The organism is Sphingomonas sp. Leaf198 (genome assembly GCF_001424005.1).
Taxonomy (GTDB): Bacteria; Pseudomonadota; Alphaproteobacteria; order Sphingomonadales; family Sphingomonadaceae; genus Sphingomonas.
Map to the genome: position 1 here is coordinate 1,096,891 of NZ_LMPX01000001.1, position 16,166 is coordinate 1,113,056.

The following is a 16,166-nucleotide window of genomic DNA, read 5'->3' on the forward strand; positions in this document are numbered from 1 at the left end:
CGTGTTTGTTCGTTTCTTTTACACCTTCTTCTCCCATGTAGGCCGTCATGATCGGTCTGATTACCCGCCTCAGGCAGTTGCGCCATTCCGATCAGACGATCGCGGCCTACGTCCAGGAGACCCTGGTCGAGTCGCTCTACGCATCGCCGCAATCGCTGGTGATCGGCGCGGTGACCAGCAGTGCGATCACGATGATCGTCGCGCTGGTCAGCGGCAACGCCTGGATGACCGGGTGCGCGATAGCGATCGCGGCGGTCGCCGGCTCGCGGATCGTCGATGCGCTGCGCCTCAGCCGACGGAGTGCGAAGCGCCAGCCCTCCAAGAAGGCCGCGCTGGGCCCTTGGGGCCGACGCCAGGAGCGGCTCTATCGATCCGGCGCGATCGGCTATTCGTCGCTGCTCGGCACGTTCGGACTGCTGACGCTGGTCAACACCAACGACGGCGTGCTGCAATTGCTCGCGGTGACGACGACGATCGGCTACGCGGCGGGGATCGCGGGGCGCAATGCCGGGCGGCCGTGGATCGCGCTGTCGCAGCTCAGCTTCGCGTCGGTGCCGCTCGCGATCGGACTGCTCGTATCGCTCGAGCCGCTCAAGATCGTCCTGGCCATCGTGATCCTGCTGTTCGTCGTCGCGATGATGGATATCACGCTGCAAACCTACGGCGTCATCCTGAAGGCGACCGTCGCGTCGCGCGAGAAGGCGGCGCTCGCCGAACATCATGCCGCCATCGCGCGCCGCGACGACCTGACCGGCGTCGCCAATCGCACCGCGTTCCGCGAGCAGTTCGAAGCACGGTTGCAGCGGTTATCGGGCGAGCAGCATCAACTCGCGATCAACTGGCTCGATCTCGATCGCTTCAAGGAGATCAACGACTCGTTCGGCCATCTGGCGGGCAACGCGCTGCTCGCGGAGATCGCGCGGCGGCTCGATCAGGCGTTCGGCAAGGATGGCGTCGTCGCGCGACTGGGCGGCGATGAATTCGCCGTCGTGTGCACGGTGAATACCGAAGCCGACGCGATGACGATCGGTCAGACCATCCTGGCGCTCGTCGAGAAGCCGGTTCTGCACGAAGGCCGCCTGCTCCAGGTGAACGCATCGATCGGTATCGCGATCGCGCCCGCGGACGGGAGCGATGCCGATACGCTTTTGAAGAACGCCGATCTGGCACTGTATCGCGCCAAGGACAGCGGTCGCGGTCAGATGTGCTTCTACGAACCGCTGATGGACGAGAAGATTTCGCGCACGCGGGACCTCGCCGCCGAGATGCAGGGCGCGCTGGAACGCGGCGAGTTCCATCTGGAGTTCCAGCCGATCTTCGATCTCGCCGGCGAACACGTGCTGTCCTGCGAGGCCTTGCTGCGCTGGACCAACCGGCAGCATGGTGCGATCTCGCCGGCGGAATTCATTCCGATCGCCGAGGATACGGGGCTGATCGTGTCGATCGGCGGATGGGTGATCCGTGAGGCGTGCCGGATCGCCAGCGCGTGGCCGCAAGCGGTGAAGATCGCGGTCAACCTGTCGCCGATCCAGCTCCGGTCCGCCAATCTCACCACCGTGATCATGAATGCGCTGGCGTCCACCGGGTTCGCAGCGGAGCGGCTCGAGCTCGAGGTGACCGAGTCCGTGCTGCTCGAGGATATCGAAGCGTCGCTGGCCGCGCTCGATGCGATCAACCGCCTGCACGTGCGGACCACGCTCGACGATTTCGGCACCGGCTATTCCTCGCTCAGCTATCTCACGAAATTCCCGTTCCAGACGCTGAAGATCGATCGCTCGTTCATCACCGATCTCGAACAGAGCCCGGCCTCGGTGGCGATCGTCCAGACCGTGATCGATCTCGCCGCGAAACTGGGCATGCGGACGGTTGCCGAGGGCGTCGAGACGCAGGCGCAACTCAACCAGCTCCGCCGGACGCGGTGCGATGCGGTGCAGGGATATCTGCTAGCGCGTCCAATGCCGGCAAGCATGGTCGCGACCATGCTTGCCGGCAATGCCCAGAAAGCGCAGGCGCGCTCCTGAGATCCTAGATTGCCGCCTTGGTCAGCAACCGGGTCTGCGCGCCGACCAGACGCCGCATCAGTTTGAGATCGAACTCGCTCAGCCGCAGCGCTGCGTCGGCCCAGAGATCGACGACCGCCTCGAGTTCGGAGAGTGCCAGCGGATTGACCGAGCGCGACGCCTCGTAGATCGCGCAATGGCCGCTGTGGCGACGGCGGTTCTGGCGGATATAGTGCTCGACCTCGGCGCGACCCTTGCCCGGATCGGCCAGCGCATGGACGATGCCGAGATCGTACAGTTCCTCGGCGCTGTAGGTCCGCCCGCTCAGGATCATCTGCTCGGCCCGCGCGGACCCCAGCCGCCGCGACAGGAAGCAATGCGCGCCCATACCGGGGAACAGCCCGAAATTGGTTTCCGGCAGCCCGAAGTTCGTGCCCCGCTCGGCGATGACGACGTTGAACGACAGCAACGCCTCGAAACCGCCGCCGAGCGCGTCGCCTTCGACCAGCCCGATCGTGATGATCGAATGGTCGAGGCTGAGCATGTTGCGGTGCAGGATGCGGACGCAGGCGCGGCCGTAGCGGACCAGCGCCTGCCGATCGCCACGACGGATATGCTCCGCGAACAGATCGAGATCGCCGCCGAGCGAGAAGACGCCGGGGAAACGCGAGCCGAGCACGAGATAGCGGATCGGCATCATCTCCGACGAACACGCCTCGGCGATATCGTTCTGCCACTGATTGAACTCGGCCAGCAGCCCGGGATTGAAGCTTGGACGGACCTTTTGCCGCATGTACGTCCACAAGGTATCGAGTTCGGGGTCGAACGCGACCTCCAGATCCGCGAAGGCGAACGGTTGGCGGGTCAAAAGCGACGCCGGCAGCTCGATCGGCCTGTGATGATGGCCTTGGCTCCGGCTTGAGGACATGACGGGTGAGTATTCGACAGTCATCGCGACTTCCTTCTTTACGCGCAGCGGCCTGCTGCCCGAGAAGATTAGGCGGAGTTCGCGTCAGATGCGGGGTGCGTAATGCACGAGTCGGCACGGTACGTCTCGCCGCGCCATAGCCAGCTGAGGCGCCGGCTTCGCACCGGATCCCACCTGCGCACGCTAGGTGCTTGTTTCGCGCTGGGAATCGACCGTCGGCGTAATTTTGGTCAGATATCGATGTGGTCCGTTTGTCGGCGGGAAATACCGCCTGGCTGCCTGCTGGTGAACCCATTCCTGTTCGGACCGACCTTGCGCCGGGTCGTTTTCGGCTCCAGACCTGTACCCAGGACGGGGATGATCGACATGGATATTGCACGACGCGACCTGATGATTTCGGCGGCGGCGCTGACGCTCACCTCTCGCGCGTTCGGCGCGGGACCGGGCGATCGGCCGCTCGGCTATGCGATCGTCGGACTGGGTTCCTACGGTCTCGACGTCATCATCCCGCAATTCGCGAACTGCGCGCACAGCCGGCTCGCCGCGGTGGTCAGCGGCGATCCCGCCAAGGCCAAACGAGTCGCCGCCGACCACGGACTGCCGGCGCGATCGATCTATTCCTACGAGACCTTCGATACGATCCGGAATAATCCCGACGTCGACATCGTCTATGTCTGCCTGCCCAACTCGATGCACGCGGAATACACGATCCGCGCGGCGAAGGCCGGCAAGCACGTCATGTGCGAGAAGCCTATGGCGATATCGGTCGCCGAGTGCGAGGCGATGATCGCGGCGTGCAAGACCGCGAACCGCAAGCTGATGATCGGCTATCGCTGCCATTTCGAGCCGACGAATCTCGAAGCGATGCGGCTGGCGCGCGCGGGTGCGGCGGGCAAGATCCGCTACGTGCGGTCCGAGCACGGCTTCGTCCAGCGTGATCCGTCGAAATGGCGATTGAAGCGTGCCTTGTCGGGCGGCGGCTCGTTGATGGACATGGGCATCTACAGCCTGCAGGCGGCGCGCTACATGACCGGCGAGGAACCGATCGCGGTGACCGCGCGTGAATCGACCGATCGCCGCGACCCGCGCTTTACCGAGGTCGAGGACATCATCGACTGGACGCTGGAGTTCCCGTCGGGGGCGATGGCCGGTTGCCAGTCGATGTACAGCGCCAACCAGAACCATATCCTGTTGATGGGCGACGCCGGCCGCATCGAACTCGAACCCGCGACCCGCTACGAGGGCAACCATATGTGGCAGGGCAAGGATGGCCGCGAACGCGAGGTCATGCCACCGCCCGGCCCCGGCAAGACGCAGTTCGCGGGGCAGCTCGACCATCTCGTCCAGAGCATCCGCACGGGGCGCGAACCGATCGTCTCCGGCGAGGAAGGCTTGCGCGACATGCGGATCGTCGAGGCGATCTACCGCTCGGCCCGCGAAGGCCGGACGATCCGGCTCGATGGCGCACGGAAGGATCGCGCATGAAGCTGCCGTTCGTAGTCGCCGCGCTGATGGCTGCCTCGTCGGCGGCGGCACAGACGGCCGATCCCACGAGCTTCGCATCGGACGCCGAGGTGAAGGCGAAGGTCGCCGCGATGGGCGCCGCGATGAAGCCGGGACAGGGATTTGCCTGGCAACCGCTGGTCCGCGACGGTGAGACCAATGCCGCGCTCGAATACTGGAAAAAGCCGGGCCGCCCTGCCGTACACCCCGATCAGGCGGAATACGCGATCGTCGTGGCCGGCGCGGGTACGCTGATCTCGGGCGGGACGCTCGCCGACGCCGTGGTCGTCAAGCCCGATCTGACCGAGGGCGCGCGGATCGTCGGCGGGAAGACGCGGACGCTCGGGCCCGGCGACGTCATGCTCATTCCGGCCGGCGTGCCGCACTGGTTCGGCATCACCGGCGACCGACTGGTGCTGCTCGGGATGAAGCTGCCGCAGCGGCGCTGACCCTCAAGCCGGTCGGCCGCGATCCTGCCAGCCGGCGCGCAACGGCACGCGGAGCACACGGTCGTTTGCGGTCAGGAACAGCGCACGGCCGCGCTCGCCGAACGCGCAGTTCGCGATCGGCCCACCGTTGGATATCAGCCCGAGCGGCTCTGCGTCGGGCGACAGGAACATCATCCCGCCCGGTACCGAACACACCAGCGTGCCGTCGTGCGCGACCTTCATCCCGTCGGGCAGCCCCGGTGCACTGCCCACGCGCATCGGCTTGGCATCGAGCAACATGCGCGACCGCCGCGGCAGCCCGGTCTTGTCGAGATCGTAGACCATGATCCGCGGCGCAACGTCGTCCGAAACCGAAACGTAGAGCCGCGTCTCGTCGGGCGACAGGGCGACGCCGTTCGGCCGCGTCAACGTGCCGTCGATCAGGTCGACCGCCCCGCCCGGCGTCCAGCGATAGACGCCGTTGACGGGCATCTCCTTCAGCGAGGACGCATCGCCGTCGGTCAGTCCGTAAGGCGGATCGGTGAAATAGATCGTGCCGTCGCGCGCGACGTGCAGGTCGTTCGGACTGTTGAACCGCTTGCCCTGGTACCGATCGATCAGCACCTCGCGGCGCCGCGTGACGAGATCGAACCGGTCGATCGACCGCCCGCCGCTGTTCGCGATCAGCAGTCTTCCGTGGTGGTCGAGCGCCAGTCCGTTCGCGCCGGGTTCGCGCACCAGTTTAGGATCGGTCCCGGCCGTCCCGGACGGCGACAGGAACGGTGTCGCGACCCCGCCCGTCTGCCATCGACGAATGATGTTCGCCGGTGGATCGGTGAACAGGAGATACCGGCCGTCATCGACCCATAGCGGGCCCTCCGCCCAGCGTATCCCGCTCGCGACGACCGAGATACGAGCATCCGGCGCGACCATCCGGTCGAACGCCGGCGACAGGCGCTGGATGCCCGCAACGTCGGCGGCTGCCACGCCCCGCGGCAGCGCAGTAAGCGCGAGCGCGCCGAGCATCACGGTCCGCCGGTCCGGCTTCAACGCCGCCTCGGTCACGTCGTTATCCTTGTGATCCAACGAACGCTCCCCAAACCCACCGACGCTTCATGACAGCCGCGCCGTCTGCAGGACAATAGCGGCAAAATCTTCTTTGTCCTGGTAGGCGAAGATGGAATCATTCTATCGAAAGTCTACGACGCCCGATGTTCCAGTGCGGTGCGCGTCTGTCGTCCCCAGCTCTGTCCGCCACGCAGGAACGCCACCCAGCCATAGATCGCGCCGACGTGACGCAGGAGCTGGAAGGTGAACGGCTCGGCGATCGCGGCGATGATCGCCGGGCCAAGCCCGAGCCCTTCGCGCTGACCGGTCCAGCGCTTGTAGATCCCGAGCGACCAAAGGTGAAAGCTGAGGTCGATCACGATCTTGACGATCATCACGATCAGGATCGGCAGCGCCAGCGCGAACCGTCCGGTGATCACCAGTCCGATCAGGATCGCGAACGCGGCCAGCCCGTAGATCGGTTGCACCGTGTCGAGCGCCTTGACAGGCAACATCCGCGTACCGAGCCGGCCATAAGCGCGGTTGCCGACCATGTCGCGGTTCCAGTGCTGCGTCTGGAGGAACCCGCCGAACCAGCGCTGACGCTGTTTGAGGAATGCCGGGATGCTCGCCGGGGCATCGGTTCGCGCCAGCGCGCCGCCGACCACGCGCACCCGCCAGTCGAGCCCGGTGTCGTGCGCATGGCGATGAAGCCGGTGGATCAGCTCGTAATCCTCGACCATGCAGTCGGGATCGAAGCCGCCGACCGCGATCACCGCATCGCGCCGGAACGCCGCGAACGCACCCGAGATCAGCAACAGGCCGTTCAGCCGCATCCACGCGTCGCGTGACAGGAAATTGCGGACATATTCGTACGACTGGAACCACTCGAACAGCCGGCCGCCGAGGCTTGGTCCGCAGATCGGCGCGAGCACGCCGGTCGCCGCCACGAGTTCGGGTTCCGCGGCAAACGCGGCGCGCATCGCCGCGATCGCGCCCGGTTCGAGCAGCGTATCGGCATCGACGGTCAAGACGATCTCGGTATCGATCCGCAGCAGCGCGTCGTTGAGCGCACGGGCCTTCCCGCCATGCGGCAGCCGCAGCCATGCGAGTCGCGTGCCGCCGAGATCGACCGTCGCGATGTCGCCCAGCGCCGGTACCGCCAGCGCGTAGAGCTCCCGCATCACCGCGGGGGTGGCATCGGTCGATCCGTCGTCGGCGATCATGATCGTCTCGGGGGGATGCGCCTGCGCCAGCAGCCGGTCGATCGTCAGGCGGATGACGCTTGCCTCGTTGTGCGCCGCGACGATCACGCCGAAACCCGGCGTTGGCAGGCCGTTCGGCTCGGGTGGCGGCGCATGAGCGAGATCGCGGATCTGCCACGCGGTGAACACCAGCAGCGCGGTATCGTAGAGGATGTAGGCGATCCCGACCGACCACACCGCGAGCCCCTGGCGCAGGAACGCCTGGAGCACGAGCGCCAGGAAGACGAGCGGCACCGCAAAGCCGATCATGCGGCTGACGATCGGGATCGGTCGCGGCGACAGGCGCGGCGATTGCGCGGTGAATATGGTGGTCATCGATAGCATCGCGGCGCGCGTACCGCGTCAAGGATGAATGGGCTATTGCGGAAATCGCCCCCGCAGACGAAGGGCCGGCAACAACGAGCGAGGCACAGGCGGATGGTCAGGAAATATACCGGGGTCGCGATCGCGCTTCATTGGCTGGTCGCGCTCGGAATCGTCGTCAATGTCGGGCTTGCCTGGGTCTGGCCGTATCTGGCCGACGATCATGTCCGCCCCGTGATCGACCTGCACAAGTCGGTCGGCATCACCGTGCTCGGCCTCGCGATCATGCGGCTGCTGTGGCGGGCGACGCACCGTCCGCCGGCGCTGCCGACCCGCTACCAGCGCTGGGAAGTCACGGTATCGCACGTCACGCACTGGCTGCTCTATGCGATCATCTTCGCGATGCCGTTGTCGGGCTGGATCATGGATTCGGCGTGGAAGGATGCCGCGACTCATCCGATGTATCTCTACGGCCTGGTCCAGTGGCCGCGGATCGCGTTCGGGTCGATCGACCCTGCGACGCGCGAGACGCTGCATACGGTGTTCGGCGCCGCGCATGCCTGGCTCGCCTATATCCTCTACGCGCTGGTCGGCCTGCACGTCGCGGGGGCGCTCAAGCATGAATGGATCGACGGCCACCGCGAACTGCGCCGGATCGTCCCCGGCGCCGGACGCGACTGACCGCTCAGGCCCGGCTTCGTGGATCCGGGACGAGGTTGAGGACCAGAAAGGCGATCGCGGCGCCCGCCATGATCGCCGCGACCCACAGGATCGGCCCGAACACCCATCCTCGCGCCAGTATCGCCGGTATGAACGCCGCGCCGAGGCCAGTCCATCCGGCCGATCGCAGCGCCCTGCGCCGTCCTGCTGTCGGACCGGCCCCGAACCGGCGGCGATGATGCGCATCGGTCGACAGCCCGAGCGACAGGAACGCGGCGATCGACAGGATCAACGGCAGAGCGGTCATTCGGCAGGCTCCAGCACGCGCGCCGCGGCGCTACGGGGTTTGCGGACACGCTTTGCACTGGGCCGATGCCGCGCGACGCGGTGCGCGACTGCGAGGAACGAGATCCCGAATACGCTCATCGTCGCGTCGATACCGGCAATGACGAGGTCGCCGCGCGCCAGCATGTCGAGGATGCCGCGATCGGTGGCGACGATGTCGTAGAACGGGAGCACCACCAGCAACATGCCCGTCGCGGCGAACAGCAGCGACCAGACAAGGCGGGGTTTCGCGACGAACGCCAGAACCGCGGTCATCGCCCAGACGATGAAGAGCGTATTCACCTCCCACTCGGCGCGGCCACCGAGGTCGACCGGCAGTACGCGGTTGGCCCAGAAGAACGCCGCGACGCCAAGCGGAAAGCCGCCGATCACCGCGACGTTGAGACGCTCGACCAACCGGAAGCCGAAATGCGGCCGCGTCGGATCGGGCAATCGCTCGCGCCGTTTCACGGTCCACAGGACGAGACCGCTCGCGACCATCAGCGTGCCTGCGACCCCGCACAGGAAATACAGCCAGCGCCCGCCATAGCCGGCGAACCGTCCGGCATGCAGCCCGATCATCACCCCGGCCGTCTCGGCCGCCGCGCCGGGCATCGGCGAACGCCAGACCAGCCGACCCGACACGCCGTCATAGGCGAGGCGCGGCGTCCGCGAGGACAGCATCGAGCCGAAACTCTGGCTCACCGTCACGCGCGCCGCGGCATCGCCGGGATCGCTGACCTCGATGAAACTGGCCGGCGCACCGAGGCGGCGTTCGGCATCGGCGGCAACCCGTCGCAGGTCGATCAGCGGCGCCGCCCGGCCGGTCCGCTCGACCGCCGCCGCGCTCGGGAACAGCGCCGCCGCGACCACGCGTTCGTCGGTATAGTTGGCGACGACCGCCCAGGGCATCAGCAGCGCCATCAGTGTGACGAGGCCGGTATAGGTGATCATCAGGTGGAACGGCAGCGCCAGCACAGCGGTCGCATTATGCCCGTCGAGCCACGATCTCTGGCCCTTGGCGCGGCGCAGCGTGAAGAAGTCCTTGAAGATTTTCTTGTGCGTGACGATCCCGCTCAGGATCGCGACGAGCATCATCATCGTCGCGAAACCGACGATCCACCGCGCCCAGATCACCGGCATGTAGTGAAGGTCGAAATGGAACCGGTAGAAGAACTCGCCGCCGCGCGTCTCGCGGGCGTGCGCGACCTGCCCGTCTGCGCCGATCAGCGCCTGAGTATCGCGACGGCCGCGACCGCGGCGCCGTCCCGCTGGCTCACCGGGCTTGGGCTGCGGCACCCAGAAGAGTTGCGCGCCGGGCATCCGGTCGGTCACGATCGGGATGAACCAGCTTTTCGCGTCCGGCGCGGTCTTCGCGAGGAACGCCTGCGAGCCCGCCAGCACCCGCATCGGCTGTTCGATCCGCGCGAGTTCGGGCCGCGTCCATCGGTTGAGCCCCTCGCGCCAGAACGCAAGCGAGCCCGCGACGAACACGAGGAACAGGATCCACCCGAGCAGCATCCCCGACCAGGTGTGCAGGAACGCCTGCGATTGCCGAAAGCCCTTGCTCACAGCCGACCCGTCGCATCGATCGAGACCCACGCGATCGCCGCCGCGATCCCGGCGGCGATCCCCAGCGTCCACAGCGCGCGCCAACCGCTTCGTGCCGCAAAGGCCCACATCGCCGCCACCGCGCACAGCGCGAGCGCGATCAGCGTCGCGGTGACGGTCGCCTCGGTGCGCTCACCCGGCAGGATGCGCGCGAGCGCCATCGCCCATAGGCTCGCGGTCGCGTAGCCGAGCGGCACGGCGGCGATGACCCGCAGGCCGATATCGCCGCGTCGGGCCCAGCGAGCGCGTGCGTGCAGGTCGCCTGCGGTCACTGGAAGGTGTACCGCAGCGTCGCGAACGCGGTGCGCGGACTGCCGTAGTAATTGCCGCGCCCGGTCGAGCTGATCCGCGCGTAGTAATCCCGATCGAGCACGTTGTTGACGTTCACCGACACGCCCAGCCGCGGGGTCAGCGCATAGCCCGCGCGCAGGTCGAGCACCGCATAGCTCCCCTGGCGGACGATGCTCGACCGGGTACGGACCGTACCGTCCGTATTGAACACCGCCCCCGTGCCGCCGAACGTGCTGCCGAACCAGGTCAGGCCACCGCCTAGACTGACGCCAGCAAGCGGACCGCCGACGGGCGCATAGTTGGTGAACATCTTCGCCATGTGCTTCGGGACGATCGGCACCAGGCTGATCCCCTCGAACAGCGGGTTGGCGTCCTCGAGATACTTGGTCCGCGTGTAGCTGTAGCCGCCGTTGATCCGCCAGCCCGGCACGATCTCGCCGCTGACCTCGGTCTCGATCCCCCGCGCGCGGACCTTGCCGATCTGGAGCACGCTCGTCGGCAGGTCGGGATCGTTGTAGAGCCGGTTCGACTGCGTGATCTGATACGCCGCCGCCGACAGCAACAGCCGGTCGTGCATCAGCGACAGCTTGGTCCCCGCCTCGAACTGCTTGCCGGTCAGCGGTTCGATCTGCCGTCCATCGGGACGTGTCCGACCGACCGGCGCCGCCTGCGGCGTAAAGCTGTCCGCGTAGCTCCCGTAGATGTTGAGCGCAGGCGTCAGGTCCCAGACGATACCGGCATAGGGCGTGAACCGGTTGTCGAAGCCGTAGCGCGAGGCCGCGGGCAGCGCACCGGTGGGCGTGAGGAGCGTCGTCACGGTGGTATCCCACCATGTCAGACGCCCGCCGCCGACCAGCGTCAGCCCCGCGACCGGGCTCAGCCGCATCTGCCCGTACAGACCGTATTGTTCGACGTCGGTCGCGGAGCCACCATAGACCTGAAGCACGCAATTGGCCGGCGCGGGCGTGATCGCAGTCCCGCTGCTCGGGCAGGTCGCGCCCGTACCCTGCACCGGATAATAGGGCAGCGGGCCATAGGGATCGAGCGGCGGTTCGAGCGGGGAAACCGGATTGTAGACGTCGATCCGCGCATAGTTCGACAGCCTGGTCGCGAACGACGTTCCCGAACTCGCCTGATAATCGCCGCCGAGGATCAGCGTCTGGTCGCGCCCGAACAGCGGGAAGCTGCCGATCCCGTTAAAGTCGAACGACCGCGTCCGCTGCTTGCTGTCGCCGCGATACGCGATGTGGTTGGTGCTGCCGTTGGTCGCGGTGACCGGCTGGTTGCCGATATAGCTGTAGATGTCGATGCGATCGACATCGGTGAACAGCCCGGTCGCACGCAGTGTCCAGCGGTCGCTGACCTTGTGCGTGAGTTCGGCGAACCCGGTCCAGCTCTTGCTTTCGAACCGGTTCCAGTCCGCCCCAAGATACGTCGATCGGTCGATTTCGAGCAAGGCTCCGTCGCTGCCGTCGGCGCCGCCCGCGATGCCGGGCAGGCCCGACTGGACCGCCGGGCGGAACCGATCGTAGTTGCCGCCGACCGTCAGCGTCGTGCGCTCGCCGATCTCGATCGATCCAACCGCGAAGGCGCCCAGCCGGTTGCGGTGCGCGGTGTCGAAGAACTGGTCCTGATCCTGCAGCATCGCGCCGACGCGAATGCCGGCCTTCGAACCGACCGGAGTCGAGACGTCGAGTTCGAACCGGGCGTTGTCGTAACTGCCATAGCCTGCGCTCGCCTGCACCCGCAGCGCATCGAGCGGACGCTTGCGTACCAAGTTGATGCTGCCGGCCGGGTTGCCCGATCCGCTGAACAGCCCGGCAGGGCCGCGCAACACCTCGAGCCGGTCGTAGAAAAACAGGTCGGGTACGACCGCGGGAAAATTCAGCGAAAACGTCGGCACGCCATCGATCAGATAGTTGTTGATAACGAAGCCGCGCGACAGGAACGACGGGTCCTCGCTGCCGACGCCGTTGACGGTGATCCCGTTGGTCGCGGTCAGCGCGTCTTCGAGCGTGAACAGGTTCTGCGCCTCGATCTGATCGCGCTCGATCACCGTGACGGTATTCGGCGTATCCTTGAGCGGCGTGACGGTCTTGCCGACCTCCCGGCCATAGCTCTTGCCGACCACGAGGATCTCGTCCGACTTCTGCTCCCCCTCACCCCCGCGGTCGTCGGCGACGTCCGACCGCACCGGTGTCGCGATCGTCGCATGTGCAGGCTCTCCGACCAGCGTCGCGCCAGCCAGCAAAATGCTCATCAAACTCATACTGAACCCCTTTGTTAGGGGGGCGACTAGCGGAGACGCTTTTGCGAGTCACTATCAATCTAACATAAATGTCATGTTTCTTGAGAGCGTTTTGGGGCGGAATTCAACTCATAATGGCAGGCGATCGTCGGCCGGCTATTAACGAACCGCTAGGTATGTCGTTGTATATTCAGCGCATGCGGTTGGTCGCGATAACGAACTGGGCTTACGGCGTCACCGTCGCGCTGACGCTTGCCTCGGGTACGACGATGCTGCTCGCGTCGTCGGCGCAGCAACGCGAGCGCACCGCAGTGGATCAGCGCTATGCGCTCGACCGCGCGACGGCGACGATCGAGGACGATGCGTTGGCGCTGAGCGAACTGGCCCGACAGTTCGCGATCAACGGCGACGTCGCGGACCTGCTCGCCTATCGACGCGCGCAGGCCGACCTCGCGCCGGTCGAGATGCGCACACGGCATATCCGCGATGCCGGCGCGGCAAGCGACGAACTCCGCAGCCTGCACGACGCGCTGGGCTGGGTCGACGCGTTGCAGGCGCAACAGGCGCAAGCGATCCTCGCGCGGCGAAGGAACGATCGAAACTCCGCCGTTCGGATCCTGTTCGCGCCCGAATACGAACGCGAACTCGACCGCTCGCGCGCCGCCGTCGAACGCTTCCAGTACCGGCTCGACCAGCGCACCGGCGACGAACTGCGCGCGGCCGAACGCACCGCGCGGATTTGGCGGTCGGCGTCGGAAGCGATGCTCGCGATCACTGGCCTGCTCTTCCTCTTCGTCCTGTATTTCGTGTTTCGCCGCCGCGTGCTGCACCCGGTGGTCAAGCTGAGCGACGTGATCGGCCGGCTCGCCGCGCAGGATTACGATGCCGAGCCGCCACCCTATCAGCGGATCGACGAGATCGGCGACATGGCGCAGGCGCTGCGCGTCTTCCGGGAAAACGGGATCGAACGGCAGCGGCTCGAACAGGAACGCGATGCCGATCGGGCGGCGCGCGACCTGCTGTCGCGGATGACGCAGCGCATGCAGGGGTGCGACACCGTCGTCGAGCTGCAGGCCGTCGTCGGTCGCTTCGTGCCCGAACTCGCGCCGCAACTGGCCGGGCGGCTGTATCTGCTCGATCCGGTTCGCAACGCGCTGGTCGAAGCATGTTTGTGGCTGGACCCGGTGCATTCGTCCCCCGAGTTTTCGCCCTTGTCCTGCTGGGGCGTGCGTCGGGGTGCCCCCCATCGTCCGGCGGGCGCGGTGTTCGACGTGCCGTGCGATCATCTGGTCGGCGACGTGGTCCCGAACAGCCTGTGCCTGCCGCTGACCGGGCAGCACGGCCTGTTGGGCCTGCTCTATTTCGAACGCCGCGTGGGTTTCGCCGATGACGGCCTGAGCGACGTCTATCTTGAGATGCTCGCCGAGAATATCGGCTTGGCGCTGGACAATCTGCGGCTCCGCGAGGCGCTGCGGTCGCTCGCGATGGCCGACGCGCTCACGACCTTGCCCAACCGGCGCCAACTCGACGAAGTCCTTGCGCGAGAGGTGAGCAAGGCGGAGCGCACCGGGACGTCGCTGTGCTGCGCGATGATCGACATCGATCACTTCAAGCGGTTCAACGACGAGCATGGCCACGATGCCGGCGACGCGGTGCTGCGCGCGGTCGGCACGTTGCTGAAGGACATCGTTCGCGACGATCTGGTCTTCCGATTTGGCGGCGAGGAGTTTCTGATGCTGCTGCCCGACACCAGGCCGGACATCGCCGCGGTGCGGGCGGACGAGATCAGAGAGCGCATCGGCGCGCTGCGCGTACGGTACGACGGCAAGGATCTGGGGCGGATCACGACGTCGATCGGACTGGCCTGTGCGCCGCTGCATACCGACTGGGCGTCGATCGTCCAGACCGCTGACGCCGCCCTGCTGCGCGCCAAGCAGGCGGGCCGCGACCGCGTTCTGTCCGCGATCGCGCGAAAGAACCGCGCCGATCTCATCTCCGCCATGCAGACGCGGATCGCGACATCCACGCCGTGAAGTTACGCGCCTCCCGCTTTGCCCACGATCGCGAATTGGCAATCCGGCGGGCTTGCGCTAAGCGACGGGCGAGGACCGGCTGAGCCGGACCTCGTTGATCGCGTCGGTGCCTCGCGAGAGGCTTGAATGGGAATGCGGTGCGGGGCTCGCCCCCAAATCCGCGGCTGTCCCTGCAACTGTAAGCGGTGAGCGAGAATGCCAAGCATCCTTCCGCAAGGGGGATGCAGCCACTGGACGCTGCGCTGTCGCGCACGCTGGGAAGGCCGTGTATTCGAGCGACGACCCGTGAGCCAGGAGACCTGCCGGCGATGGGTCGCTCTTGCCTTGGTCCAGGGGATGGCCGCGGCACGGTTCTCCGTCTGAGCGACGAACCTATGCGGCTGGAGCTGCATCGGTGCGTGGCATGGGCATTCGCGCCCGTCCATCGTCGCGCGCCGGTGATCATGCAGTTCCCGCCCGTCGTCGCACGGCGCGAGGAGACTGATATGCCCGATCTATCGAAGATCCCCGTTACCATCGTCACCGGTTTTCTCGGTGCGGGCAAGACCACGCTGATCAGCCACCTGATCCGCAACGCCGGCGGGCGCCGCCTGGCGGTGATCGTCAACGAATTCGGTACGCTGGGCGTCGACGGCGACATCCTCAAGGGGTGTGCGATCCCCGATTGCCCGGCGGAGAACGTCGTCGAGCTCGCCAATGGCTGCATCTGCTGCACCGTCGCGGACGATTTCATCCCGACCGTCGAGACGCTGCTCGCGCTTGATCCGCGACCCGACCACATCCTGATCGAGACGTCGGGCCTCGCGCTGCCCAAGCCGCTGCTGAAGGCATTCGACTGGCCCGCGATCCGGTCGCGGATCACCGTCGATGGGGTCATCGCGCTGGCCGATGCCGAAGCCGTCGCCGCAGGCCGGTTCGCGCCCGATCTCGCCGCGATCGATGCGCAGCGCGCCGCCGATCCGAGCATCGATCACGAAACGCCGTTGTCCGAGGTGTTCGAGGACCAGCTCGCCTGTGCCGATCTGATCCTGCTCACCAAATGCGACCTCGCCGGCGCGGACGGCATCGCTGCGGCGCGCGCGGTGATCGCCGCCGAGACCGTACGGCCGTTGCCGATCGTCGAACTGGTCGATGGCTTCGTCGATCCGCGCATCGTTCTCGGGCTCGGCGCCGCGGCCGAAGACGACATCGCCGCACGTCCCTCGCATCACGACGGTGAGGACGATCACGAACACGACGATTTTGACAGCATCGTCGTCGAATGGGACACGGTCGAAGATCCAGCGGCGCTGACGGCCCGGATCGAGACGCTGGCGGCGGGCGGCGATATCCTTCGCGTGAAGGGCTATGCCGCGGTTGCCGGCAAACCGATGCGGTTGCTCGTGCAGGCGGTCGGCGCCCGCGTCCGCGCGCATTACGATCGACCTTGGCGTGCCGACGAGCCGCGCCGTACCCGGCTGGTCGTCATCGCCGAGCGCGGCCGGCTCGATCCGGATGCGATCGGAGCAGCGCTGGGAGCCTGATC

Annotated in this window: 13 protein-coding genes and 1 riboswitch; of the genes, 6 read left to right on the plus strand and 7 right to left on the minus strand. The window is 66.6% G+C overall.

From position 1 onward, the window contains the following. The first annotated feature begins 47 nt into the window (after positions 1-47). Complete coding sequence (locus tag ASG20_RS04965; protein WP_056049291.1) at positions 48-2,021, plus strand: putative bifunctional diguanylate cyclase/phosphodiesterase; 1,974 nt, start codon at positions 48-50, stop codon at positions 2,019-2,021. 4 nt (positions 2,022-2,025) lie between these two features. Here the strand turns inward: ASG20_RS04965 and ASG20_RS04970 are convergent, their stop codons facing one another. Then, complete coding sequence (locus tag ASG20_RS04970) at positions 2,026-2,952, minus strand: crotonase/enoyl-CoA hydratase family protein (protein WP_056049294.1); 927 nt, start codon at positions 2,950-2,952, stop codon at positions 2,026-2,028. 342 nt (positions 2,953-3,294) lie between these two features. On the opposite strand from ASG20_RS04970, the gene ASG20_RS04975 reads away from it, so the two are divergent. Beyond that, positions 3,295-4,413 carry a Gfo/Idh/MocA family protein gene (locus ASG20_RS04975; protein WP_056050454.1) on the plus strand — a complete coding sequence of 373 codons (1,119 nt, stop codon included), beginning with the start codon at positions 3,295-3,297 and terminating at the stop codon, positions 4,411-4,413. Continuing rightward, entirely contained in the window at positions 4,410-4,880 is a 471-nt protein-coding gene (locus ASG20_RS04980; RefSeq protein ID WP_156364015.1) for a cupin domain-containing protein, read from the plus strand. The genes ASG20_RS04975 and ASG20_RS04980 overlap by 4 nt, the downstream gene beginning before the upstream one ends. 3 nt (positions 4,881-4,883) lie before the next feature. Here ASG20_RS04980 and ASG20_RS04985 read toward each other — a convergent pair whose 3' ends face one another. Together ASG20_RS04985 and ASG20_RS04990 are read right to left on the minus strand one after the other, a co-directional pair. Continuing rightward, the gene (locus tag ASG20_RS04985; protein ID WP_231420437.1) at positions 4,884-5,945 is read right to left on the minus strand and encodes an SMP-30/gluconolactonase/LRE family protein; all 1,062 of its coding nucleotides are present in this window, start codon (positions 5,943-5,945) and stop codon (positions 4,884-4,886) included. A gap of 113 nt (positions 5,946-6,058) precedes the next feature. Continuing rightward, on the minus strand, positions 6,059-7,486 hold the full coding sequence (locus ASG20_RS04990) for a glycosyltransferase family 2 protein (protein ID WP_236698739.1): 1,428 nt from the start codon (positions 7,484-7,486) through the stop codon (positions 6,059-6,061). A 102-nt stretch (positions 7,487-7,588) separates the two neighbouring features. On the opposite strand from ASG20_RS04990, the gene ASG20_RS04995 reads away from it, so the two are divergent. Further along, positions 7,589-8,155 (plus strand): cytochrome b, encoded by a 567-nt coding sequence (locus ASG20_RS04995; RefSeq protein ID WP_056049298.1) that lies wholly within the window; start codon positions 7,589-7,591, stop codon positions 8,153-8,155. 4 nt (positions 8,156-8,159) lie between these two features. On the opposite strand, the gene ASG20_RS05000 is transcribed toward ASG20_RS04995, so the two are convergent. Genes ASG20_RS05000 through ASG20_RS05015 form a run of 4 tightly spaced genes read right to left on the minus strand, consistent with a single transcriptional unit; the run spans position 8,160 to position 12,620 of the window. Next, on the minus strand, positions 8,160-8,441 hold the full coding sequence (locus tag ASG20_RS05000) for a DUF3325 domain-containing protein (protein WP_056049302.1): 282 nt from the start codon (positions 8,439-8,441) through the stop codon (positions 8,160-8,162). Then, the gene (locus ASG20_RS05005; RefSeq protein ID WP_056049304.1) at positions 8,438-10,030 is read right to left on the minus strand and encodes a PepSY-associated TM helix domain-containing protein; all 1,593 of its coding nucleotides are present in this window, start codon (positions 10,028-10,030) and stop codon (positions 8,438-8,440) included. Before ASG20_RS05005 ends, ASG20_RS05000 begins: the two co-directional genes overlap by 4 nt. Then, positions 10,027-10,341 carry a hypothetical protein gene (locus ASG20_RS05010; RefSeq protein WP_231420439.1) on the minus strand — a complete coding sequence of 105 codons (315 nt, stop codon included), beginning with the start codon at positions 10,339-10,341 and terminating at the stop codon, positions 10,027-10,029. Before ASG20_RS05010 ends, ASG20_RS05005 begins: the two co-directional genes overlap by 4 nt. Then, positions 10,338-12,620, minus strand: coding sequence for a TonB-dependent siderophore receptor (locus ASG20_RS05015; RefSeq protein ID WP_236698740.1), 2,283 nt, complete (start codon positions 12,618-12,620; stop codon positions 10,338-10,340). Before ASG20_RS05015 ends, ASG20_RS05010 begins: the two co-directional genes overlap by 4 nt. A gap of 185 nt (positions 12,621-12,805) precedes the next feature. On the opposite strand from ASG20_RS05015, the gene ASG20_RS05020 reads away from it, so the two are divergent. Together ASG20_RS05020 and cobW are read left to right on the plus strand one after the other, a co-directional pair. Further along, on the plus strand, positions 12,806-14,641 hold the full coding sequence (locus ASG20_RS05020; RefSeq protein WP_056050462.1) for a diguanylate cyclase: 1,836 nt from the start codon (positions 12,806-12,808) through the stop codon (positions 14,639-14,641). 87 nt (positions 14,642-14,728) lie between these two features. Then, positions 14,729-14,962: riboswitch (cobalamin riboswitch) on the plus strand. Positions 14,963-15,126: 164 nt separating this feature from the next. Continuing rightward, the gene (gene cobW / locus ASG20_RS05025) at positions 15,127-16,164 is read left to right on the plus strand and encodes a cobalamin biosynthesis protein CobW (RefSeq protein WP_056050464.1); all 1,038 of its coding nucleotides are present in this window, start codon (positions 15,127-15,129) and stop codon (positions 16,162-16,164) included. The last annotated feature ends 2 nt before the right edge of the window (positions 16,165-16,166 follow it).

Coding starts and splice junctions, on each gene's coding strand:
- ASG20_RS04965 (WP_056049291.1), top strand. CDS start 48: ATGATCGGTCTGATTACCCGCCTCAGGCAGTTGCGCCATTCCGATCAG.
- ASG20_RS04970 (WP_056049294.1), bottom strand. CDS start 2,952: ATGACTGTCGAATACTCACCCGTCATGTCCTCAAGCCGGAGCCAAGGC.
- ASG20_RS04975 (WP_056050454.1), top strand. CDS start 3,295: ATGGATATTGCACGACGCGACCTGATGATTTCGGCGGCGGCGCTGACG.
- ASG20_RS04980 (WP_156364015.1), top strand. CDS start 4,410: ATGAAGCTGCCGTTCGTAGTCGCCGCGCTGATGGCTGCCTCGTCGGCG.
- ASG20_RS04990 (WP_236698739.1), bottom strand. CDS start 7,486: ATGACCACCATATTCACCGCGCAATCGCCGCGCCTGTCGCCGCGACCG.
- ASG20_RS04995 (WP_056049298.1), top strand. CDS start 7,589: ATGGTCAGGAAATATACCGGGGTCGCGATCGCGCTTCATTGGCTGGTC.
- ASG20_RS05000 (WP_056049302.1), bottom strand. CDS start 8,441: ATGACCGCTCTGCCGTTGATCCTGTCGATCGCCGCGTTCCTGTCGCTC.
- ASG20_RS05015 (WP_236698740.1), bottom strand. CDS start 12,620: ATGAGCATTTTGCTGGCTGGCGCGACGCTGGTCGGAGAGCCTGCACAT.
- ASG20_RS05020 (WP_056050462.1), top strand. CDS start 12,806: ATGCGGTTGGTCGCGATAACGAACTGGGCTTACGGCGTCACCGTCGCG.
- cobW (WP_056050464.1), top strand. CDS start 15,127: ATGCCCGATCTATCGAAGATCCCCGTTACCATCGTCACCGGTTTTCTC.